The following is a 20,303-nucleotide window of genomic DNA, read 5'->3' as shown; positions in this document are numbered from 1 at the left end:
GGTCAGAAGCGGGCCTGCAGGCCCACGGTGAGGGTGCGCGCCGTGCCGGGGGTCACCCAGACGCGGCTGTAGGAGCTGGTGTAGTAGGTCGTGTCGAACAGGTTGTCCACGTCCAGCGTCAGCCGCAGCGTGGGCGACAGGCGCCAGTAGGCGACCAGCTTGGCCGTGGTGTAGGCCGGCAGGTCGAAGGCGGGCGAGGCGGCGTTCGCCTCGGCCTGGGTGCGTGCCTGGCCCAGGCGCTTGCCCACGTGGGTGACGCCGCCGCCGATGCCGTAGCGCTGGCCGTTGCCCAGCATGTCCTCGTACACCGCCAGCACGCTGCCGTTGACCCTGGGCACGTTGAGCAGGCGGCCACCGACCTCCAGGGTATTGTCCCGGGTGACCTCGACGTCGTTGAGCACCAGGCTCGCGTTCAGGCGCCAGTGGGCCGTGACCTGGCCCGCGAAGTCGAACTCCAGCCCGCGGCTGCGCACCTCGCCCGCCGCTGCCGAGTAGCCGCTGTGGGCCGGGTCGGCCGTGAGCACGTTGCGCTTGCGGATGTCGAAGAGCGCGGCCGTGGCACCCATGCGCTGGTCTGCGCTCTCCCACTTGGCGCCCAGCTCCAGTGCGCGGCCGGTCTCCGGCTCGAAGCTACTGGTCGCGAAGTCGCTGCCGACGTTCGGGCGGAAGGAGCGGCCCGCGTTCGCATAGACCGTCCATTGCGGCGATGGCAGCCAGCTCAGCCCCAGGCGCGGTGACGTGGAAGAAGGCTCCTGGCTGGCCGTGGCGCCCGCCCTGCGGTTGAGCAGCGATTGCCGGTAGCGGTCCATGCGCAGGCCGGCGACCAGGCGCCAGTCCGGGGCGAGCTTGATCGCGTCCTGCACATAGAAAGCGGTGTTGCGCTGCTGCTCCAGCGTGTCGGTATTGGCGGTGGGCGTGGGCTGGGCCTGGCCGTAGACGGGGTCGTGGATGTTGAGCGCATAGGGCGCAGCCGCCGTCGGGTTGGCCCGCAGCATCAGCGAGTCCATGTCGAATCTGAAACGCTCCACACCCAAAAGAAGCTCGTGCTCCACAGCCCCGGTCTGGAGCTTGCCCTGCAGCTCGGCCTGCAGCGCGATGTCGTCGGACTCGAAATCGCGGTAGCGCCGCTGGCGCGTGAGGTTGCCATTGGCCTGCAGCGCGGTGGCCTCCGTCGAGAAGCCGGTGACCGAGGTCTCGCGGTAGGACAGGCCCAGGCGGCTGCGCCAGGTGGGGTTCCACTCGTGCGACAGGATGAACTGGTGCGTCTGGTTCTGCACCGTCACCTTGCCATCGGCCGGCTCGCCCAGGAAGCGGCTGCGCGGGATGGCGCCCAGCTGGTTGTTGACCGCCACCACGCCGCGGTCCAGCGGCGTGGCATGGCGCAGCACCTCGCCGGCATATTCGAGCAGCGTGTCGCGCCCGAGCTTCCAGGTGAAGGCCGGCGCGACCACTTCGCGCCGCGCCGTCACATGGTCGCGAAAGCTGTCGCGGTCCTCCACCGCCACGTTCAGGCGGTAGGCGATGTTCTCGCCGATGGGGCCCGTGCTGTCGAAGGCGCCCCGCTTGAGCCCCTGGCTGCCGACATAGCCTTCCACCGAATGCGCGGGTTTCCACAGCGGGCGCTTGGAGACGATGTTGAGCGTGCCACCCGGCTCGCTGCTGCCATACAGGGCCGCTGCGCTGCCCTTGAGGAATTCGATGCGCTCCACCCCCGCCAGGTCGCGCGGTGCGTTGAAGCCCCGGTTGGACGAGAAGCCATTGAGCAGCGTGGCCATGCCGGTGTTCTCGTTGCCCGGCAGGCCGCGCACGGCGATGTTGTCCCACAGCCCGCCGAAGTTGTTCTGGCGCGAGACACCGCCCACGTAGTCGAGCACATCGTCGAGCCTGGTGGCACCCAGATCGTCGATGGCCTGGCGCGTGACGATGCGCACGGACTGCGGCAGCTCGCGCAGCGGCAGCTCGGTCTTGGCGCCGGCAGCCTCTTCCGACTGGTAGGCGCCCGACTCCGTGCGGCCAACCACGTCGACGGTGGACAACTGGGCCGGGGTGTCCTGGGCCACGGCGGGGCCGGTGCACAGCGCCGCAGCGGCCAGGGCCAGGGGCAGGCGCCGCCAGAGGGACTCAGGCCGTGCGGAGGGGGGCGAAGGCAGGGGGTGGGATGGAAGGGGCATGGTGGTGAACAGGGATCGGCAGGAAATGCGGGACGCGCACGCGCCAGCCAGCCGGGCGGCGCGCGCAGGGACGGGCTGGAGCCAAGGCACCAGCGGCAACAACAGGGGTGGAGGGGGAGCGGGGGCTCAGCCTGTCAGGCGTGGCGCGGCGGATCGCGCGCGGCGAACGGCCAGCGGTCCGCCGCAGCGACAAAGCGCGGCCGTGGCCCGGGGGCCAGCGTGGCGGCTGCGTCGGCGCACGGCGGCGCAGGCGGCGCGGCCGAGGCCAGCGCATGGGCCTGCTGCGCCTGGGCCAGGCACCAAGCGCATGCGCCGTGGCCATGCTCCGCATGCTCGGGCGCAGGCGGCCCGGTGTCCGGCGCCTGCGCGGCGCTGGCCGCCACCTGCAGGTGCGTGCCCCCGCCGAGGTGCAGGGGAACGCCAATGGCCGTGTTGAAGAACACGGCCAGCAGCAGGAGGCGCAGGAGAAACGGGTGCATGGGAGACGACTGGACCGCCATCATACAGATGAGAACGGATTCTCAATTGCAGAAACCTTGCCCGAGCCTGTTGATGGCTGCTCAGGCACGCACCCGGCCGGGTGCGCTAAGGCTACGCCGGCCTTGCCAGCCGGTGCTCGCCCACGGTGTGCAGTCGCCCGTCCCGCAGCACGCCCACGGTGAGCGAGCGCAGTTCACCGGCGATATCGATACCGTCCTGGTTGAGCCCATCGCACAGCGCCTTGGCGGCAGCCATGTCCCGGGTCGATGCGATCGTGATATGGGGCACGTAGGGGATATCCAGCCGCAGATGCGGGGCCAGCACACCCGTGTAGAGCCGGTCGTGCAGCCGCGACAGGGCGCTGTGGCCTTCATCGGGCACCAGGAACACATAGGCCATTCCATCCGCGCCGCCCGCGTGCAGCATGGCGTAGCGGCAACGGAAGCGGAGAACGGGCGTCTGCCTGGCAATCGCCGCCACATGGGCCTGGTAGTCCGCCTCGGCAATGGCCGTGCACCCGAACACCAGCGTGAAGTGCGCTGCCACCAGGTCCGCCTGCGGGTCGTGCCGGCGCCGAAAGACTTCGATGAAAGCCTGGGCCGAGGCGCTGACCGAGGGGGTGGCGATGGTGTACAGGGGCGGTGGAGTGTCCATGTGGCAAGGCGGCGAAAAGGCGCTGGCGGGTCTCATCGTACCGGCGTCAGCCTGCCCGCGCCCTATGGATGCCCGAACGCCTGCCGATAGCGTGCCGGCGTCATGCCCACCTGGCGCGCGAACTCGCGCGTGAAATGGGGCTGGTCGGCAAAGCCGCAGGCAAACCCGATCTCGGCGATGCCATGGGGTGTGTCCAGCAGCCACTGCGCGGCGGCGCGGGTGCGTGCCTCGGTGGCAATGCTGCGGCAGCTCAGGCCGTGGGTGGCCAGGTGGCGCTGCAGGGTGCGGCGCGCCTGGCCCAGCGATAGGGCCAGTTCGTCCACGGGGTGCTCGCCTGCGGGGTCGTGCAGCACGCGGCGTGCGATGCGGTGGGCCAGGGGCGGCCAGGGCAGGGCGTCGCACAGCGTGGCCTGCGGGTTCTGCTCGCCATGCCCTGCGGGCGCATGGGCCGCTGCACCAGGCTGCCAGTGCAGCGTCCAGTGGCTGGCATGGCCTTGCGCGATGGCTTTTGCCAGCTCGGTGGCCTGGTCCGCGCCGGGAACCAGCGGCAAGCTTGGCCTGTCGCTGCCGCCCGGTTCACCCAGGTGCACGGCCATCCCGGGCACGCCCAGGGCCTCGCAGGTGCCCAGCAGCACGCCCAGCACCGCCAGGCTTTCGGGTGGCTGGGGCGTGCCGCCCGTGCCGGCGCGTGCATGGTGCTGCAGGTGCAGGCTGTACGGGCTGTGCAGGCTCTGTGCGCGCACGCTCACCTGGTGGGCTGAATGCACGTAGCGCTCCAGCCGCTGCCAGCGGGCCAGCAGGCCGGGCACGTCGCTCGCGCCCATCAGCGCGCGGTACACCGGGTCATCGCGCAGCAGGTGCACCTGCCGCGCCAGCTGCAGCAGCAGGGCCGGGCCGCCCTGGGCCAGCACCGCCTGCACCACGCTGCGCTTGCAGTCGAGCGGCACATGGCTGCCGACCAGGGCGGCAGGCGCAGGCAGGCCAGGCGGCAGCGCCAGCCCCTGCGCGGCCATGGCGCGCACCAGCAGGCGGACCATGGCGGCGCTGGCGAAGTCCTCGTTGTGCATGCCGGGCATTGTGAAGGCCTCAGCCCTTCAGCGCCTGCAAGACATCGCCGCTGCGCACCGGAAAGCGCGTGAAGCGATGGCCTGTGGCGTCGCGCAGCGCATTGGCAATGGCGCCTGCGCCGGCCACCATCGCGGTCTCGCCCGCGCCGGTAGGCGGCGCATTGCTGTCGATCAGGTGCACGTGCAGGGGCGGCACGTCGCCCATGCGCACCAGCGGGTAGTCGGCAAAGGTGGTGGCGGCTACGCGCGATGCGGCCACGGGCAGTTCCTCGTGCAGCACCATGCCCAGGCACCACACCAGGTTGCCCTCGGTCTGCGCGCGCACGCCGTCGGGCTGCAGCACCAGGCCGCAGTCGTGGGCGCACCACAGCGCCGTCACGCGCACCTGGCCGGTGGCGCGGTCCACCGCCACGTCGGCCACGGCGGCGGCGTAGCTCACGCCCTTGTAGATGCCGCCGGCGATGCCGCGCCCGCGCAGGGTGGTGGCGTCGCTGGCGGGGCGGCTTTTCCAGTGCGCCTCGCGTGCCACGCGCTCGAAGGCGGCGGCCAGCCGCGCATCGCTGGTGTGTGCCAGGCGCCAGGCCAGCGGGTCGGCGCCGGCATGGCGCGCGCATTCGTCCATGGCGCTTTCCACCACCAGGGCGTTGGGGCCCGCGCCCAGGCCGCGCCAGGGCCCCGTATGCACCGGCAGGCGCTGGGCCGTGAACTCGGTGCGCTGCTGCGGCACGGCATAGGCCAGCTGCGATCCGCGCGCCACGCCGCTGTCGCCCGCGAAGTCGGCCAAGGACTGCATCCACGGCGGCATGGCGGCCGGGGTGAAGAGGATGTGGCTGCTGGCAAACGCATGCCACCAGTGCGTCACCCGGCCCTGTTCACGGCCCTGGTGCACGCTGGCGCGCACCCGGTGGCTCGATGGCGGGCGCTGGAAGCCCTGGGCAAACTCCTGGGCCCGGCTCCAGTGCACCTTGACCGGCGCACCCACGGCCTGGGCCAGCACGGCGGCTTCGAGCTCCACCGTGCACAGCGTGCGCCCGCCAAAGCCGCCGCCCACGCGGCAGGCCTGTACCTCGATCTGCTCTGCGCCGAGCGAGAAATTGCGCGCCAGCACGTCGCGCACGTAGAACAGGTCCTGCGTGCCGGCCCAGACGCGCAGCGCAGGCTGCTGCGGTTCGCGGCTCCAGACAGCGGTAGCGCTGCGCGGCTCGATGGGCGCGTGCGCAGCCAGCGGGATGTCCATGCGCAGGTCCACGCTCCAGGTGCCGTTCTCGGGCATGGCATCGCTGCGTGGCCTGTGGCGCAGCGCGCCGCGCGCAAGGTGCCGGTCGATGTCGATGCGTGCGGCAATGTCCCCAGCTTCGAAGCCATCGCCATCGACTTGCCATTGCACGGCCAGCGCGGTCTCGATGCGCTCGAGCGCCCCCGGGCTGCGCGCCACGATGCCCACGCCCAGGCTGTTCATCTGCACCAGCAGCGGGCTGCGCACCACGGCGATGCAGGCCGGGTCGGCGCGGGCGGCGGCCTCGTCCATGGCGCCGGGGCGCGAGTCCAGCTCGGCCGAGACCGGCGCGCGCAGCACGCGGCCGTAGAGCATTCCGGGCAGGCGCGTATCGCCCGCGAACAGTGGCTGGCCCGTGACGATGGCGTGCAGTTGCCCTGCCGGTGCGGCGGAGCGAGCCGGTGCCTCGGCTTTCGCCAGCGCCTGGAAGCTGCGCAGTGCACTGGCCGGCAGCGGCTGGGCGTGCAGTGTGGTGCTGCCTGCCGCAGCAACGCCGCTGGCCAGCGCTGTGCGCAGGGTGGCGCAGGCCTGGGCCAGGGGCAAGGCAAAGTCCTGCACGCTGGCGCTGCCCACGGTGGCGCGCACGCGCGCGATGTCGCCGGTGGCGGGCAGGCGCAGCTGCACGGCCTGGGGTGGAACGCCCAGCTCGGCAGCGGCCAGGGCCTGCAGTGCGGTGCTGATCTGCTGGCCCATCTCGGCGCAGGGCACCCACAGGGAGTAGCGGCCGTCGGCATCGTGCCGTATCCAGCCCTGCGCGTCCTCGGCGCCCGGCGTGGGGCGCTTGGGGATCACGGGCACCAGCGAGCAGCCGGCGCCAAAGACCACGGTGATGGCGGCCAGGCCCGTGCCGGCGAGCAGGTGGCGGCGCTTCATGAGGGCGTTCCTGTGCTTTGCCCGGCCGCATGGTGGATGGCGGCGCGCACGCGCCGCTGCGTGCCGCAGCGGCACAGGTGGCCGGCCATGGCGGCGTCGATCTGCGCGTCGCTCGGTTGTGGCGTGGCGCGCAGCAGCGCCACTGCGCCCATGATCTGGCCGCTCTGGCAGTAGCCGCACTGCGGGACGTTGTGGGCCACCCAGGCCTGTTGCACGGGGTGCAGTTCAGCGCCTGGTGGCGACAGTCCCTCGATGGTGGTGATGGCGCGGCCCTGCAGTGCCTGTGCGGTGAGCAGGCAGGAGCGGGCGGCCTCGCCATCCACCAGCACGGTGCAGGCGCCGCACAGGCCTGCGCCGCAGCCGAAGCGGGTGCCGACCAGGCCGGCGGTTTCGCGCAGGAGCCAGAGCAGGGGTTCTTGTTCCCAGCCGTCGGGGACGGGGTGGGTTTGTCCGTTGATGGTGAGCTGCATGGATTGTCTCCGGCGGTTGCTGTGGGTGTGGGGCAGTGTCTGGTGCGGGGGGGCGTGGCGTCTTGAAGAATTGCGCCAGTCTTTTGTTGTGCTGGCTGCGTGCTTGTTTTGAGGGCGGGGGCCGGGATGTGCGCCCGGCGGCGCAGTAACTTTCTCAGGCCGCCTGTACGGACCGGACACATGGTGAACAGGTGTGCGGGGACATGGTGGACGGGTTTCATTAGACGGCGTCGGTACTGGTCAGGTCAATCACAAGGCAGCGGTGATGGGCAAAGAACACCTCGAAGCAGCCATCCTTGCCAGGCTTTGCCCTGATGCCCACCTGGTGACGATGCAGGGCACTGCTCAGCTTGTAGCGCCTGCCCCTGAACCTCAGAAGCCCGTTCCAGTCGACTGTGCGCACCTCGTCTTCACTGGTGTACTCTGGCGCGCTCAATTGCTCAGGGAACGCCCTCTTGCTGGGCCGGTAGCGCGTGACCGGTGTGGCCCCGTTCAGTGCCTCGTGCGGGCGTTGGTGGTTGTAGACCGTGCGCCAGCCATCCAGCGCCTGCTGGACCTTGTCCAAGCTCTCAAAGCACCGCCCCCTGAGCACCTCGATCTGCAGCGTTCGATGGAAGCGCTCGTCCTTGCCATTGGTCTGCGGGTGGTACGGTCTGCTGTGGCTGACGCGGATTCCCAGCTGCACCAGCCACACACCCAGCGCTGTGAGCTGGCCTGGTGCACTCGGGGAGCCCCAGGGGGCACCGTTGTCGAAGTTGATCTGTGCAGGCAGGCCGTAACGCCGAAACACCTCTGTCATGTGCATTTGAACGACCTCAGTGGCGGTCTTGCCGCAGGCCTGCAGCGCTAAGTTGAAGCGCGAGTGGTCGTCCAGCATGGTCAGCGGCGAGCAGCGTCCCTCCAAGGTCTCAAAGTAGCCCTTGAAGTCGGCCTGCCACAGGGCATTGGGCTCGTCGCGCTCGAACCGCTGCCAAGGCTTGGCGGCTTCGCTGGCCTCGGGCGTGATCAGTCCATGGCGCTTGAGGATCGAGTTGATGGTGCTGGGCGCTACAGCAGGCCCGCCCAGGTGCTGCAGGCGCCAGTTGATCTTGCGCCCGCCCCAGGTGGGGTGCTCGGTGCGCACCGCGATGACGGCAGCCTGTATCTCAGGAGAACAGATGGCAGGGCTGTTCAACGGCTTGCGTGAGCGATCCGCCAGTCCTTGATCGCCCTGCTGCTCAAAGCGATGCAGCCACTTGTATGCAGTCGTAGGACTGATGCAAAAGCGCCGGCACAGATCGCGCAGGTTGGCGCCTTCTTGCCGTGCCAGCTCAACAAATTCGTGTTTCAAAGTCATGGTGTTGCAAGCCTTCCAGGGCATAGGGACCTCCGGCGAAGTTTGCCGAAAGTGTTCACCATGTCCCCGCACACCTGTTCACCATGTGTCCGGTCTATACAGCCGCCAAGAGAAAGTCACCAAAGAGAAGGCGGCCCCCAGTCTGCGTCCCCCGATCGCCCTGTCGGGCGAACGGGGGCAACCTGCGATGCTCGGTCCTGGGGTGGCGTCGCGGAACTCGCTGCGTTCTTCGAACTCCGCTCAAACATCCGCGACGAGTCAGATCACGAAGTGCGTGTGTCCTTCGGCACACGCACCCACCCCAGGCCCTGCGCTTCTCGGCGCAGCCAGCAGGGGTGGGGAGCGGGGACAAACACGGCTGCTGCTTCGCAGCTGCGCCTGGGGTCGGGGACGCGCGCGTTGCGCGCTGCCGACAGCTGGGGCGCGATTGCCTTGGCGAGCCGAGCGCAGCGAAGGGCCATCAGGCCGAGCGAAGCAATGGCCCGAGTGGAGCCCGCTCCCACCCCCTTCTGACCGTGCCGAGAAGCGCAGGGCCTGGGGTGAGCGCGTGCCGAAGGACACGCGCCTCGTCATCTGGCTCGCCGAAGCTGTTTGACCGGAGCTCCCTCGAAGAGGGAGCGCAGGGAGTTCTTCGGCGCCACCCCAGGCCCGAGCATCGCAGGCTGCCCCCTCGCCTCCGGCGAGGGGGACACGGGCAGCGGGGTCGCCTTTCTTTTGGGTACTTTTCTTTGGCGAAGCAAAGAACAAGTACCTCGGCCGCCGGGCCGAGACCCGGCTCCCGCCCGCAACATAGGCATTAGGTCAAACAGAAGCACTGCGCCGCCGGGCGCACACCCCGGCCTCCGACGCCAGAACAGGCATGCGGCAACCATGACCATCAACCGTCGTATCTCACCCCCGCAACAACTCCCCCACCACCCCCGCCACAAACCGCACCCCCGCATCCTGCTGCCGCCGCGCATGCCACGCCAGGTGCAGCGCAAAGCCCTCAACCGCGATGGGAGGCTCGAACACCGCCAGACCGCCAAACGGGCTGCTGCTCTCGCCGCCAACACCAACGCCGCCGGCAACCGGCCGCAGGCAACGGCGCGGCACCATGGCGATCAGGTCCGAGCTGGCCAGCAGCGGTGGCACCAGCAGAAAACTGGGCACCACCACGCCCACGCGGCGTGTGCGCTGCAGCGCCAGCAGCGCCTGGTCCAGCGCGCCGCGCGTCTCGCCCCGGCCCGAGACCAGCACGTGGGGGTACTGCAGCCAGCGCTCCAGGTTGAAGTCCTTCGCCGCCGGGTGCCCTGCGCGCATGCACACGGCGTACTGCTCGTGCAGCAGCTCCTCGCGGTGGAACGACGCCTCCACCGCCGGGAAGACCGACACCGCCAAATCCAGCCGCCCGCGCGCCATGGCGTCGAGCGCATCGGCCGCGCCGTGCCAGGGCTCCACCACCAGGGCGATGCCCGGCGCGCTCGCCGCCAGCCGCGCCTGCAGCGGGCCGACCACCACCACGGCCGGGTAGTCGGCCATGACGATGCGCACCGTCTGGCGCAGGGTGGCCAGGTCCACCTGGGGATGCGGGTCGATCACGCGGGCGGCATCGGCCAGCAACCGGGCCAGCGGTTCGCGCAGGGCCTCGGCCTTGGGCGTGAGGCGCATGCCGCCCTTGGCGCGTTCGAGCAGCGGGTCGCCGAACAGGTGGCGGCAGCGCTCCAGCGCGTTCGACATGGCCGGCTGCGACAGGCCCAGCCGCTCGGCCGCGCGCGTCACGTGCGCCTCGTCCAGCAGGGCCTGCAGCACCACCAGCAGGTTCAGGTCTATGCCCCGTAAATTCATGGAATCAATGAGCTGATATACAAAATATCCGTTGGATTAATTATCGTCCGGATCGCATCCTTGGGGCATCCACCCACCCACAGGAGCCCTTGATGACCGATACCACCATCACCACCACCGCCGCCCCCGTCCGCAGCATCGACACCCTGGTGCTGCTGTTCCACCCGCGCTTTGCCCAGTCCACCACCAACCGCGCCCTGGCCGATGCCGCCGCCGCACTCCCCGGTGTGCAGGTGGTCGATGTGGCCGCGCTGTACCCCGAGGGCACTGCCATCGACGTGGATGCCGAAGTGCGCCGCCTGCTCAGCGCCCGCCGCGTGGTGCTGCAGTTCCCCGTGCAGTGGTATGCGACCCCGCCCCTGCTCAAGGCCTGGCAGAACGCGGTGCTGACCCGCATGTACTACATCGCCTGCGCGAATGAGGGCCGCCATTTCGAGGGCACGCCGCTGCTGGTGGCCGCCACGGCCGGCAATGTGCCCGAGGCGTACACGCCCACGGGCCAGAACCTGTTCCCGCTGGCCGATCTGCTGCACCCCCTGCATGCCACGGCCCACCGCTGCGGCCTGCCCTGGGCCGAGCCCTTCCTGGTGTACCGGGCCGGGAAGCTGGGCGCGGCGGAACTGGCGGGGGAGGCGGCGCGCTATGCGGCGCGGCTGCAGGCCTGGGGTGCGGGTGCGCTGGAGCATGGCAGCATTGCCTGTGCCGAGGAACTGCTGGGCGCTGCAGCCTGATGCCCTGGCGCTCGGTGGGAGCACCTGCTGCGCCAGCGCCGCAGCCAAGACAGCTTCGGTCAGTCGCGACAAGACGCAGCAACGACGCCAGAAGAGTTTTGTTGGCCGCTCTTCAGGGATTCCCCCAGGGTCGGCTGTCACACGGGCTTATCATTCCGATGGCAGGCGGCCCCCAACCAGCCGCCGCCCATGCGCCTTCCCGACCGCCACTCCTGTCAATGACCACCGCCACACCTTCTTCGGATTCCGCTTCTGCATCCCCCGCCTTGCAAAAGCCCAACCTCTTCGTTCGTATCCTGCGGGTCCTCATGTCCCGGGTGGCCCGGGTCACGGTGACGGGGGCCGAGCACCTGGACGGGCCGGGTGGCAAGATCGTGGTGTGCAACCACGTGGGCTGGTCGGACCCGCTGTGGGTGGGCTATGCCGCTTTGCCGCGCAAGCTGCACCAGATGGCCAAGAAGGAGCTGTTCGAGACCAAGCTGGGCGCCTGGTTCGTCAGTTCGGGTGGCGGCTTCCCGGTGGACCGGGGCAGCCCCACCACGGCCACCATCCGCCAGGTGGTCTCGCTGGTGCAGGCGGGCCAACTGGTGCTGATCTTCCCGGGTGGCACACGCAATGCCGAGAACCCCGAGGCCAAGCGCGGCGCGGCCACCATTGCGCTGCGCGCCAAGGGCCAGATCGTGCCCGCGCATTTCGACGGGCCGGGCGAGATCCGCGCCAGCCACTTCTTCACCCGCCCGCGCATCCGCATCACCTTCGGGCCGCCCATCGTGCTGCCGCCCGATGCCACGGCGAACAAGGAGTCGGCCCTGGCGCTGACGGTGGCCATGGACGAGGCGATGAAGCGCGTGGCGGAGCAACGCCCCGGCTGAGGCGTTGTGCGGCCGTGCGCTGCGCTACTGCAGCGTTCAGCCCAGCAAGGCACCCCAGCGCGGCAGCACCTGCGCCCACCACAGCCGCCAGCGCATGCCCCAGCCGGGCGTGTAGCCCGTGGTGGCAAAGCGCACCTGGCCCTGCGCATCCACAACGACGAGCGCCGGCACCACGCGCACGCCCCAGGCGCGTGACAGTTCTGCCTGCGGGTCCACCGCAGTAGGCCACGGCATGCCGCGCTGGCGCTGCACCTGGGCCACGCGGGTGGCGGGGCCCGATTGCATGGCGATGCCCAGCACCGGCCAGTCGGCCGAGAGGGCCGCAACGGAGGGCTCTTCGAGCTTGCACACCGGGCACCAGTCGGCCCAGAAGTGCAGGGCCACGGCGCGGCCAGGGTGCCGTGCGCGCCATTGGTCCAGCGTGGTGGTGGTGCCATCGGCCAGGGTGATGGTTGCGTCCGGTGCCGGCCCGCTCGGCAGGTCGCGCGTGCGCCAGGCATCCACGCCGGCCACCACCAGCACGGCCAGCAGCAGCGTGCCCAGGTGCTGGCGCCAGCCCCGGCGCAGCGATTGCCAGGCGCGAAGGGGCAGGGCGCGAATACCGGTGGTGGGCTGCATCAATGTCTTTTGGTTGATGGTTCGATCACTGTCGAGCCGCTCACAAAGCTCAGCGCAGCGGTTCTGGCTAGGCGTTCCGTCGCAGACAGTACGCCAGTACGGCAAGACGGAGCAACGACGCCAGAAGAGCTTTTTGAGTGGCGATCAGCGCAACACTTCCAAGAGGCGGTCGAGGCCGCCTTCGTTGATCGCCACCTTGGCCTGTGCGCGCACCGTGGGCTTGGCATGGTAGGCCACCGAGAGGCCGGCCGCACCCATCATGGGCAGGTCATTGGCGCCGTCGCCCACGGCAATCGCCTGCGATGGGTCGATGCCCATGAGCGAGGCCACTTCGAGCAGCGTGCGGCGCTTTTCGGCACCGTCGCAGATGTCGCCCCAGGCCTGGTCCAGCATGCGGCCGGTGAGCAGGCCGTCCTGCACCTCCAGCATGTTGGAGCGCGCGAAGTCGATCCCTAGGCCCGCCTTCACGCGGTCGGCAAAGAAGGTGAAGCCGCCCGAGACCAAGAGCGTGGTCAGGCCCGCGGCCTTGGCGGCGCTGACCAGCTCTTTCGCGCCGGGGTTGAAGCGCAGGCGCTCGCTGAACACCTGCTCCATGTGCGCCACGGTCACGCCCTTGAGCAGGGCCACGCGCTGGCGCAGGCTTTCCTTGTAGTCGGTGATGATGCCCTGCATGGCCGCCTCGGTGATGGCGGCCACCTCGGCCTTGCGGCCGGCGGCGTCGGCGATCTCGTCCACGCACTCGATGTTGATCAGGGTGGAGTCCATGTCGAAGGCAATCAGCTTGTAGCTCGACAGGGACAGCGGGGCGTCTATGCCCTGGACAACAAGGCCGGGGGCGAATTCGGTGGCGTTTTTCATGGCAGGGCGCTCTTGGCAATGCGGGTATCGGAAGTTCCAATGGTATCGCCCGCGCCAGTGTCCCCGTGGCGGCCTGAGGAATCCGGGGTGCCCATGCCGACAGGCATAGCTCCCAGTGCAGGGGCCGGATGGCAGGACAATTCTGTTTTTGTCATAGTACGCAGCATGACTTTTCCTTTGATCCCTGAGCGCCGGACCTTCTTGCTGCTGGCCGCCGCCACCGCCTGCACGGGCGTGGCGGCACAGACCGGTGCGCAGGCCGACAAGCGCCCCATCCGCCTGGTCGTGCCCTTCGGCCCCGGTGGCGTGGCCGACCTCACGGCGCGCACGGTGGCGCAGAAGATGACCGAGGCCACGGGCCAGCCCATCGTGGTGGACAACAAGCCCGGCGCGGGCGGCATCGTTGCCGCCGACACGGTGGCCAAGGCGGCGCCCGATGGCCGCACGCTGCTGCTCATGTCCAACGGCAACGCAGTGAGCGCGGGCCTGTTCAAAAGCCTGCCGTTCGACCCGGTGAAAAGCTTCACGCCGGTGTCCATGCTGGGCAGCTTCGACATTGCCCTCGTCACGGGCGCCAAGTCGCGCTTCAAGGACATCGCCGCGCTGCTGGCCTATGCGAAGGCCAACCCCGGCAAACTGAACATCGGCACCATCGCCATCGGCAGCACCCAGCACCTGGCGGCCGAGTTGTTCAAGCGCAGCCTGGGCATCGACGTCACCATCGTGCCGTTCAACAGCACCTCGGCCGTGGTCAGCGCGATGCTCGGCGAGCAGGTGGATGCGGGCGTCGAGATTTTGGCGCCGGTGCTGGCGCAGATCTCGGGCAACACGCTCCATGCCCTGGCCGTGATGGGCGAGAAGCGCTCGCCCGCGCTGCCCAACGTCCCCACCGTGGCCGAGAGCGGCGCGCCCCAGTTCAGCGTGGCCTCGTGGAACGCCTTTGCCGCGCCGGCCAACACGCCGCCCGACGTCATCGCACGCCTGAACAAGGAGACCAACGCCGCGCTCAACGCGCCCGAGGTCAAGGCCCGGCTGCTGCAACTGGGCGTGCAGACCAGCGGTGGCACGCCCCAGGCGCAGGCCGACTTCTTTGCGCGCGAGATCAAGCGCTGGGGCGATGTGATCCAGCAGGCAGGGATCCAGAAGCAGTAGTGGCCGCCGAAGACAGGGCCGTGCCCGCCCAGGCCACCAGCGCATCGGCAATGCGCCCGGGCTGGTCCTCAGGCGCCAGGTGGCCGGCGTCGCCGCAGGCCTGCACCGTGAGGCTGGCGATGTGCTCGCGGCACCAGGCCTCCATGGCCGGCCCGATCATCAACGTGGGCGACCCGGTGAAGGTGAGCAGCAGCTTGGGCACATCGTGGGAGCTGGCCAGCCATGCGCCGTAGGCCTGCACCCGCTCAACCACGTCGGCGGGCGACCCTTCGAGCGGCATGGCACGCGGCCAGGCCAGCAGCGGGCGCCGGCTCGCGGGCGTGGCGTAGGGCGCCTCGTATACCGCGCGGTCGGCCGCAGACAGGGGGGTGAGCACCGTGGCCGTGAGCGACCCGGCGAGGAACTGGTTCTGCTCCATGACCAACTGCTCCCCCAGGCCCGGCGTGCGAAACGCCTCGAAGCGCGGCCGCGCCGCTGCAGGAAAATCCGCCCAGGACATGGGCTTGACGATGGTCTCCATGAAGGCCATGCCGCGCACCCGGTGTGCATGCGTGCGCGCCCAGTCGAAGGCGAGCGACGCACCCCAGTCGATGCCCACGAGCACGACGTCCTGCAGGTCCAGGGCATCGAACCAGGCCGCGAGATAGCGCGCATGGTCGTCGCAGCTGTACGCCATGTCCGGCTTGCCCGACTGGCCCATGCCGATCAGGTCCGGTGCCAGGCGACGGCCCAGCACCCGCGTGCGCGGCAGCACCTTGCGCCACAGGTGCGACGAGGCGGGGTTGCCGTGCAGGAAGACCCAGGCCGGGCCGGCGTCTCCCGCAGCGGCGCCGGTGTCTTCGTAGTGCATCTGCGAATCGAGAACGGAAAGAGCGGGCATGGGGAATTCCTGGAGAAGTGGTAAGGTACCTGTCTAGTTTATTGAAATAGACAGGCGCCTGTCAAATAGCCCATGAGCCCATCGACCTCCCCCGCAACTGCCACCATCGCCACCCCCGGCTCGCTGGGTGTGCTGCTGCGCCTGCTGCACCAGCAGTTCGCCGGCGCGGTGGACGAGGCCCTGGCCGAGGCCGGCTTTGGCGACGTGCGCGCAGCGCATGCCAGCGTGTTCACCTTTGTGCCCCCCGAAGGCATGCCCGTGAGCGAGCTCACGCGGCTGGCCCGCGTGCGCAAGCAGTCCATGGCGCAGACGGTGGACGAGCTGGAAAAGCTCGGCTATGTGGAGCGCCGCCCCAGCCCCAGCGACAAGCGCTCGCGCCTGGTCTTCCTCACGCCACGGGGCCAGCAGATCCGGCCGCTGGCCATGGCTGCGGGTGGCCGCACCGAGGCGCAGTGGGCGGCCCTGGTGGGCACTGGCGAACTCGATGCGATCAAGGGCGGGATGGCCGCGCTGCTGGGGCGCCTGCAGCCTGGGGGCGAGTGAGCCAACCGGTAGTCAACAGCGCCTGGATGGCGCGCAACTGCCCCTCCAGCCCCGGCCCGTCGGCGCCAAAGGCACCATCGAGCGCCGCCGTGCCCACCGTGAAGCCGGCCGCCCCGCTCGCCACCGCAGCACCGATGCGCTCGGCCCGGTCGATGGACCCGGCCACCACCACCGGCTTGTCCACCGCCGCGCACACGGCGGCTATGAGCGCAGGCACCTCGGCTGCATCGCCTGCAAAGCGGTAGGCCAGCAGGTCCAGCCCGTGCACGCCCTCCAGCGCGGCAATGCAGCGCGCGCTGGCCACCACGTCTGCCACCGTGCCCTGCAGCACGCTCGGGTGCCCCACCACCTGGCCGGCAAATGGGTAGTAGCGGATGGGGGTGCCGCGCAGCAACGGCAGCACCGCTTCGGGCCGGGTGCCGCCCATCAGCACGTCCACCCCCAGCGCCACGGCGGCGCGGGCCGATGCGGTTTCGCTGGCCTCGTCCTGGCTCACCACCTCCAGGTAGCTCACCGCGCCGGCCGCGCGGATGGCACCGGCCAGGCGCTGCAGCGCGGCCCAGGGCAGGCCGATGTCCTTGAAGCCGATGTGCCGCACCCCGGCGGCCAGCACGGCGGGCAACTGCTCCAGGGCGTCGGTGATGGTCTGGTCGTGCCGGGTGAGCATGAAGATGAATTCCGGCAGGGCGGTGGCGGTGGCTGGAATGGAATGCGCCGCCATGGCTTGCGCCTGCTGCACCGCATGCCCCAGGCTGGCCGCATCAGCCCGGCCCGTGCCCGCGATGTCGAAGGCCGTGCCATGGTCCACCGAGGTGCGCACAAAGGGCAGGCCCACGGTGATGTTCACGCCCTGGTCCACGCCCAGGTACTTCACGGGGATCAGGCCCTGGTCGTGGTACTGCGCCACCACGATGTCGAACGCACCCTGGCGTGCGCGCATGAACACCGTGTCCCCCGGCCAGGGGCCCGTGGCGGCTATGCCCTCGGCACGCGCAGCCGCAATGGCCGGGGCGATGACCTCGCAGTCTTCATGGCCGAACAGCCCGCCTTCACCCGCATGCGGGTTGAGCCCCGCCACCGCCACGCGCGGCTGTGCAATGCCGTAGGCGCGGCAGGCACGGTGCGCCAGGCGGATGGCGCGCAGCTCGTTCTCGGGCGTCACGGCGGCAATCGCATCGCGCAGCGAGAGGTGGATGGACACCAGCAGCACCCGCAGCTCGCCATTGGCCAGCACCATCGCGAAATCGGTGGTGCCTGCCCGCTCTGCCAGCATCTCGGTGTGGCCGGGGTGGCGCACGCCGGCGGCGCGCAGCGCCTCCTTGTGCAGCGGTGCGGTCACGATGCCGGCCACCCGGCCCGCCAGCGCCAGGTCGATGGCGCGCTGCACGCAGGCGTGCGCTGCGGCGCCGGCCCGTGCGTCCACGCGGCCCATGGGCAGATCGGCCGGCAGCGGCGCGCAGGCCTGCAGCACGGGCAGGGCGCCTTGCTCCAGTGCTTGGCGCACGCCATGCAGGTCATCGCCCACGGCGCGCAACTGCAGCGCAGCGCCCACCATGGCTGCCGCGCGCTGCAGGGTGCCCACGTCGCCCAGCACGACAAAGGGCTGCACCTGGCGCTTGCCCGCCAGGGCCCCCATCGCCCATTTGGCAATGATCTCGGGGCCGATGCCCGCCGGGTCGCCCATGGTGATGGCCAGGGGGAGGGTGTTGGTGGTTCTCGCAGCTGTCATCGGGGTTCTTGAGGCTCAATCAATGCAATGCCGAGACTGTGCCTGGGCAAGCACTTTCAGAAAATCGATTTGATCTCATGCATGATTGAGAAAAACTCAATCATCCAGCCATGCCGCCAAATACCCGCCTGCCCCCGCTGTCCGCCCTGCGCGCCTTCGAAGCCACGGTGCGCCACGGCAGTGTGTCGCGCGCTGCGCGCGAGCTGCACCTGACCGACGGGGCCGTGAGCCGCGCCGTGCGCGAGCTGGAGGGCGAGCTTGGCTTTGACCTGTTCCAGCGCAGCAGCCGCTCCGTGGTGCCCACGCCCACCGCCCAGGTGCTGGCCGAGGATGTGGCTGGCGCGCTGGACCGCCTGCGCGCGGCCCTGGACCGTGCGCGCCGCACGGCGGGGCCGGGGCGGCCGCTGGTGCTGTCGTGCGAGCCCACCTTGCTGATCCGCTGGCTCATACCGCGCCTGGCGCAGTTGCAGGCGGCCATTGGCGAGCAACGCGAGCTGCGCCTGGTATCTGCCGGCGGCGTGGTGCATTTCGAGCGCGACGGCATCGACCTGGCCATCCGCCGCAACGACTTTGCGCTGCCCGACGATGTGGTGGCCGAGCCCTTTGTGCACGAACACATCGGACCCGTGTGCCGCCCCGATGTGGCCGCCACCCTTGGGCCGCAGCAAGGAGCCCCGCTGCAGGGCGTGCTGCTGCACACCGCCACGCGGCCGGGTGCGTGGGAGGGCTGGTCCAAGCTGGCCCACACTCCCTTGAAGCCCACGCGCGCCATCCGTTTCGAGCACTTCTACCAGAGCCTGCAGGCCGCCGTGGCCGGTGCCGGCGTGGCCATCGGCCCGCTGGCCCTGGTGGCCGACGACCTGGCCAGCGGCGTGCTGTGCGCGCCACGCGGTTTTGTGGCCGATGGCAGTTGTTACCAACTCATGGCGCCGCGCGCGGCCGTGGACGATGGGGATGTTTTCAATACCGTGCTGGCGTGGCTGCGCGCAGCGTGGGAAGGCCTGGTGCCACCACCTCCGCCCGCCGTGGGCAAACGCCAACAGTCCCCCAAAAGGGGGCCCAGGCACGCATAGGCTCCCGCATATGATTCCTGCACAACAGACACAGAGGGAGGCTGGCGATGGCAACACACCACATGCACGACAAGGCGACTGGCCCGTCCGCAGCCGCAGTCATCAACCGCAGGCAGGCCACGGCCGTGCTGCTGGCCGGCGCCGCCGCACCGTTCACGGCAGGGGCGCAGCAGGACGCAGCGGCGCCCGCCGCATCGGCTGCATCGACCGCCACCCCGGCCACCACCCTCTGGCCCGCTGACGACTGGGCCGAAAGCACGCCCGAGGCCCAGGGCATGGATTCCGCCGCCCTGGCCAAGCTCATCGACTTTGGCGCCGCGCAGGGCATGGACAGCCTGCTCGTCACGCGCCACGGCAGCCTGGTGGCCGAGGCCTTCTACGCCCCGTACCGCGAGGGGCTCAAGCATGCCGTCAACTCCACCACCAAGGGGGTGGTGGCCACGCTCACCGGCATGGCCATCCAGGACGGGCTGATCGCCTCGCGCGATGCGCCCGTGCTCGACTTCTTTGAGGGCCGCAAGGTCGCCAACGCCGATGCGGCCAAAAAGGCCATGACCCTGGGCCACCTGCTCGACATGACCTCGGGCCTGAGCTGGATCGAGCCGCTCAGCGATGCCGTGCCCGAGACCATGCTGCAGCTGGGCCGCGCGCGCGACTGGCAGGGCTTTGTGCTCGACCGCCCCATGGCCCAGGCGCCCGGCGCGGGCTTCAACTACAACAGCGGCAACACCCATCTGCTCTCGGCCATCCTGGCGCAAAAGACCGGCGGCAGCACCCTGGCCTATGCGCGAGAGCGCCTGTTCGGCCCCCTGGGCATCACCGATGTGCGCTGGCGCAAGGACCCGCAGGGCCTGGAGGTCGGCGGCTGGGGCCTGTACCTGCACCCGCGCGACATGGCGCGCATCGGTTATCTCTACCTGCGCCGGGGCCAGTGGAACGGCCGCCAGCTGCTGCCCGCCGCCTGGGTGGAGCAGGTTTTCCATCCTACCGTGGACATGGGTTTTGGCAGCGCGGCGCCCGCCTTCAAATACGCCAACGGCTGGTGGAGCATCCCGTCCAAACGCGCCTACTTCACCGCCGGCTTCAACCGCCAGCTCATCGTGGTGCTGCCCGACCTCGATGTGGTCGTCGCCGTCACCGGCCGGCGCCACTACCCTTTGCCCCTGTTCATCGACCACATCACCGCCGCCGTGCGCTCGCGCGAGCCCCAGCCCGCCAACGCCACCGCGCAGGACCAACTGGCCGCCCGCATCCGCGACGCCGGGGTCGAAAAGCCCAGCCCCAACCCCGTGGGCCCCACGCCCGAGCTGGCCGCCACCGTCTCGCGCAAGGCCTGGCTGCTGGAGCGCAACGGCATGGGTATCCAGCGCCTGCTGCTGGACTTGACGCCCGCCAACCCGCGCTACGAAGTCAGCTTCGACGGCAGCCGCCCCGATTTGCCGCGCGAGCCCGTCACCGGCCCGCTGGGCCTGGACGGCAAGTACCGCACCGCGCCGCAGGGCCCCAATGCCGTCATCGCCATCAAGGGCCACTGGCTCGATGCGCAATCGTTTCAGCTCATCTCACGCTCGGTGGCGGATGGCGAGGTCACCGTGGTCACGCTGAAGTTCGAGGACGGCGGGAAAGCGGTGAATGTGGGGTTGGAGAACAACTGGGGGTTCAGGGGGCAGGTGCGGGGGCGGGTAGAGTAGCG

The 20,303-nt window shown here is 70.0% G+C and carries 18 protein-coding genes; 6 read left to right on the top strand and 12 right to left on the bottom strand.

The window, feature by feature from the left end:
• Positions 1-2 precede the first annotated feature (2 nt).
• The 8 genes from U5N23_RS21075 to U5N23_RS21040 all read right to left on the bottom strand — a co-directional run bounded on the left by U5N23_RS21075 (position 3) and on the right by U5N23_RS21040 (position 10,154).
• The gene (locus U5N23_RS21075; RefSeq protein WP_322594698.1) at positions 3-2,171 is read right to left on the bottom strand and encodes a TonB-dependent siderophore receptor; all 2,169 of its coding nucleotides are present in this window, start codon (positions 2,169-2,171) and stop codon (positions 3-5) included.
• 134 nt (positions 2,172-2,305) lie between these two features.
• Positions 2,306-2,650 carry a hypothetical protein gene (locus tag U5N23_RS21070; RefSeq protein ID WP_322594697.1) on the bottom strand — a complete coding sequence of 115 codons (345 nt, stop codon included), beginning with the start codon at positions 2,648-2,650 and terminating at the stop codon, positions 2,306-2,308.
• Between the two features lie 112 nt (positions 2,651-2,762).
• The gene (locus U5N23_RS21065) at positions 2,763-3,305 is read right to left on the bottom strand and encodes a 2'-5' RNA ligase family protein (RefSeq protein ID WP_322594696.1); all 543 of its coding nucleotides are present in this window, start codon (positions 3,303-3,305) and stop codon (positions 2,763-2,765) included.
• Positions 3,306-3,367: 62 nt separating this feature from the next.
• A complete protein-coding gene (locus tag U5N23_RS21060; RefSeq protein ID WP_322594695.1) occupies positions 3,368-4,372 on the bottom strand; it encodes an AraC family transcriptional regulator in 1,005 nt (334 codons plus the stop codon).
• 19 nt (positions 4,373-4,391) lie between these two features.
• Complete coding sequence (locus U5N23_RS21055) at positions 4,392-6,521, bottom strand: xanthine dehydrogenase family protein molybdopterin-binding subunit (protein ID WP_322594694.1); 2,130 nt, start codon at positions 6,519-6,521, stop codon at positions 4,392-4,394.
• A complete protein-coding gene (locus tag U5N23_RS21050; RefSeq protein ID WP_322594693.1) occupies positions 6,518-6,991 on the bottom strand; it encodes a (2Fe-2S)-binding protein in 474 nt (157 codons plus the stop codon). The genes U5N23_RS21055 and U5N23_RS21050 overlap by 4 nt, the downstream gene beginning before the upstream one ends.
• A 220-nt stretch (positions 6,992-7,211) precedes the next feature.
• The gene (locus tag U5N23_RS21045) at positions 7,212-8,351 is read right to left on the bottom strand and encodes an IS481 family transposase (protein ID WP_322594692.1); all 1,140 of its coding nucleotides are present in this window, start codon (positions 8,349-8,351) and stop codon (positions 7,212-7,214) included.
• Positions 8,352-9,218: 867 nt separating this feature from the next.
• A complete protein-coding gene (locus U5N23_RS21040) occupies positions 9,219-10,154 on the bottom strand; it encodes a LysR family transcriptional regulator (RefSeq protein ID WP_322594691.1) in 936 nt (311 codons plus the stop codon).
• A 92-nt stretch (positions 10,155-10,246) separates the two neighbouring features.
• Between U5N23_RS21040 and U5N23_RS21035 the strand changes: the two genes are divergently transcribed.
• The gene (locus tag U5N23_RS21035; protein WP_322594690.1) at positions 10,247-10,885 is read left to right on the top strand and encodes an NAD(P)H-dependent oxidoreductase; all 639 of its coding nucleotides are present in this window, start codon (positions 10,247-10,249) and stop codon (positions 10,883-10,885) included.
• 218 nt (positions 10,886-11,103) lie between these two features.
• Positions 11,104-11,757, top strand: coding sequence for a lysophospholipid acyltransferase family protein (locus tag U5N23_RS21030; RefSeq protein ID WP_322594689.1), 654 nt, complete (start codon positions 11,104-11,106; stop codon positions 11,755-11,757).
• A 36-nt stretch (positions 11,758-11,793) separates the two neighbouring features.
• Here U5N23_RS21030 and U5N23_RS21025 read toward each other — a convergent pair whose 3' ends face one another.
• Together U5N23_RS21025 and serB are read right to left on the bottom strand one after the other, a co-directional pair.
• Positions 11,794-12,375: a redoxin domain-containing protein gene (locus U5N23_RS21025; RefSeq protein WP_322594688.1), complete on the bottom strand. Its 582-nt coding sequence runs from the start codon at positions 12,373-12,375 to the stop codon at positions 11,794-11,796.
• A gap of 144 nt (positions 12,376-12,519) precedes the next feature.
• Entirely contained in the window at positions 12,520-13,233 is a 714-nt protein-coding gene (gene serB, locus U5N23_RS21020; RefSeq protein WP_322594687.1) for a phosphoserine phosphatase SerB, read from the bottom strand.
• Positions 13,234-13,398: 165 nt separating this feature from the next.
• On the opposite strand from serB, the gene U5N23_RS21015 reads away from it, so the two are divergent.
• The gene (locus tag U5N23_RS21015; RefSeq protein ID WP_322594686.1) at positions 13,399-14,385 is read left to right on the top strand and encodes a tripartite tricarboxylate transporter substrate binding protein; all 987 of its coding nucleotides are present in this window, start codon (positions 13,399-13,401) and stop codon (positions 14,383-14,385) included.
• Here U5N23_RS21015 and U5N23_RS21010 read toward each other — a convergent pair.
• Complete coding sequence (locus U5N23_RS21010) at positions 14,336-15,265, bottom strand: haloalkane dehalogenase (protein WP_322594685.1); 930 nt, start codon at positions 15,263-15,265, stop codon at positions 14,336-14,338. The two genes, U5N23_RS21015 and U5N23_RS21010, sit on opposite strands and share 50 nt — an antisense overlap.
• A gap of 72 nt (positions 15,266-15,337) precedes the next feature.
• Between U5N23_RS21010 and U5N23_RS21005 the strand changes: the two genes are divergently transcribed.
• Positions 15,338-15,808, top strand: a complete 471-nt coding sequence (locus U5N23_RS21005; protein ID WP_322594684.1) for a MarR family winged helix-turn-helix transcriptional regulator — start codon at positions 15,338-15,340, stop codon at positions 15,806-15,808.
• Here U5N23_RS21005 and pdxA read toward each other — a convergent pair.
• Entirely contained in the window at positions 15,756-17,537 is a 1,782-nt protein-coding gene (gene pdxA, locus U5N23_RS21000; protein WP_322594683.1) for a 4-hydroxythreonine-4-phosphate dehydrogenase PdxA, read from the bottom strand. The two genes, U5N23_RS21005 and pdxA, sit on opposite strands and share 53 nt — an antisense overlap.
• A gap of 110 nt (positions 17,538-17,647) precedes the next feature.
• Here pdxA and U5N23_RS20995 point away from each other — a divergent pair, with 110 nt between their 5' ends.
• Together U5N23_RS20995 and U5N23_RS20990 are read left to right on the top strand one after the other, a co-directional pair.
• Positions 17,648-18,610 (top strand): LysR family transcriptional regulator, encoded by a 963-nt coding sequence (locus U5N23_RS20995; RefSeq protein WP_322594682.1) that lies wholly within the window; start codon positions 17,648-17,650, stop codon positions 18,608-18,610.
• 47 nt (positions 18,611-18,657) lie between these two features.
• Positions 18,658-20,301 (top strand): serine hydrolase, encoded by a 1,644-nt coding sequence (locus U5N23_RS20990; protein ID WP_322594681.1) that lies wholly within the window; start codon positions 18,658-18,660, stop codon positions 20,299-20,301.
• Positions 20,302-20,303: the final 2 nt, after the last annotated feature.

The organism is Acidovorax sp. (genome assembly GCF_034519795.1).
Taxonomy (GTDB): Bacteria; Pseudomonadota; Gammaproteobacteria; order Burkholderiales; family Burkholderiaceae_C; genus Acidovorax.
The sequence above is the reverse complement of the archived record's forward strand: the minus strand, read 5'-3'. Positions and strand labels throughout refer to the sequence as shown.

Coding starts and splice junctions, on each gene's coding strand:
- U5N23_RS21005 (WP_322594684.1), top strand. CDS start 15,338: ATGAGCCCATCGACCTCCCCCGCAACTGCCACCATCGCCACCCCCGGC.
- pdxA (WP_322594683.1), bottom strand. CDS start 17,537: ATGACAGCTGCGAGAACCACCAACACCCTCCCCCTGGCCATCACCATG.
- U5N23_RS21015 (WP_322594686.1), top strand. CDS start 13,399: ATGACTTTTCCTTTGATCCCTGAGCGCCGGACCTTCTTGCTGCTGGCC.
- U5N23_RS21045 (WP_322594692.1), bottom strand. CDS start 8,351: ATGCCCTGGAAGGCTTGCAACACCATGACTTTGAAACACGAATTTGTT.
- U5N23_RS21075 (WP_322594698.1), bottom strand. CDS start 2,171: ATGCCCCTTCCATCCCACCCCCTGCCTTCGCCCCCCTCCGCACGGCCT.
- U5N23_RS21070 (WP_322594697.1), bottom strand. CDS start 2,650: ATGCACCCGTTTCTCCTGCGCCTCCTGCTGCTGGCCGTGTTCTTCAAC.
- U5N23_RS21040 (WP_322594691.1), bottom strand. CDS start 10,154: ATGAATTTACGGGGCATAGACCTGAACCTGCTGGTGGTGCTGCAGGCC.
- U5N23_RS21010 (WP_322594685.1), bottom strand. CDS start 15,265: ATGCCCGCTCTTTCCGTTCTCGATTCGCAGATGCACTACGAAGACACC.
- U5N23_RS21065 (WP_322594696.1), bottom strand. CDS start 3,305: ATGGACACTCCACCGCCCCTGTACACCATCGCCACCCCCTCGGTCAGC.
- U5N23_RS21025 (WP_322594688.1), bottom strand. CDS start 12,375: ATGCAGCCCACCACCGGTATTCGCGCCCTGCCCCTTCGCGCCTGGCAA.
- U5N23_RS20995 (WP_322594682.1), top strand. CDS start 17,648: ATGCCGCCAAATACCCGCCTGCCCCCGCTGTCCGCCCTGCGCGCCTTC.
- U5N23_RS21030 (WP_322594689.1), top strand. CDS start 11,104: ATGACCACCGCCACACCTTCTTCGGATTCCGCTTCTGCATCCCCCGCC.
- U5N23_RS21060 (WP_322594695.1), bottom strand. CDS start 4,372: ATGCACAACGAGGACTTCGCCAGCGCCGCCATGGTCCGCCTGCTGGTG.
- U5N23_RS21035 (WP_322594690.1), top strand. CDS start 10,247: ATGACCGATACCACCATCACCACCACCGCCGCCCCCGTCCGCAGCATC.
- U5N23_RS21050 (WP_322594693.1), bottom strand. CDS start 6,991: ATGCAGCTCACCATCAACGGACAAACCCACCCCGTCCCCGACGGCTGG.
- U5N23_RS21055 (WP_322594694.1), bottom strand. CDS start 6,521: ATGAAGCGCCGCCACCTGCTCGCCGGCACGGGCCTGGCCGCCATCACC.
- U5N23_RS20990 (WP_322594681.1), top strand. CDS start 18,658: ATGGCAACACACCACATGCACGACAAGGCGACTGGCCCGTCCGCAGCC.
- serB (WP_322594687.1), bottom strand. CDS start 13,233: ATGAAAAACGCCACCGAATTCGCCCCCGGCCTTGTTGTCCAGGGCATA.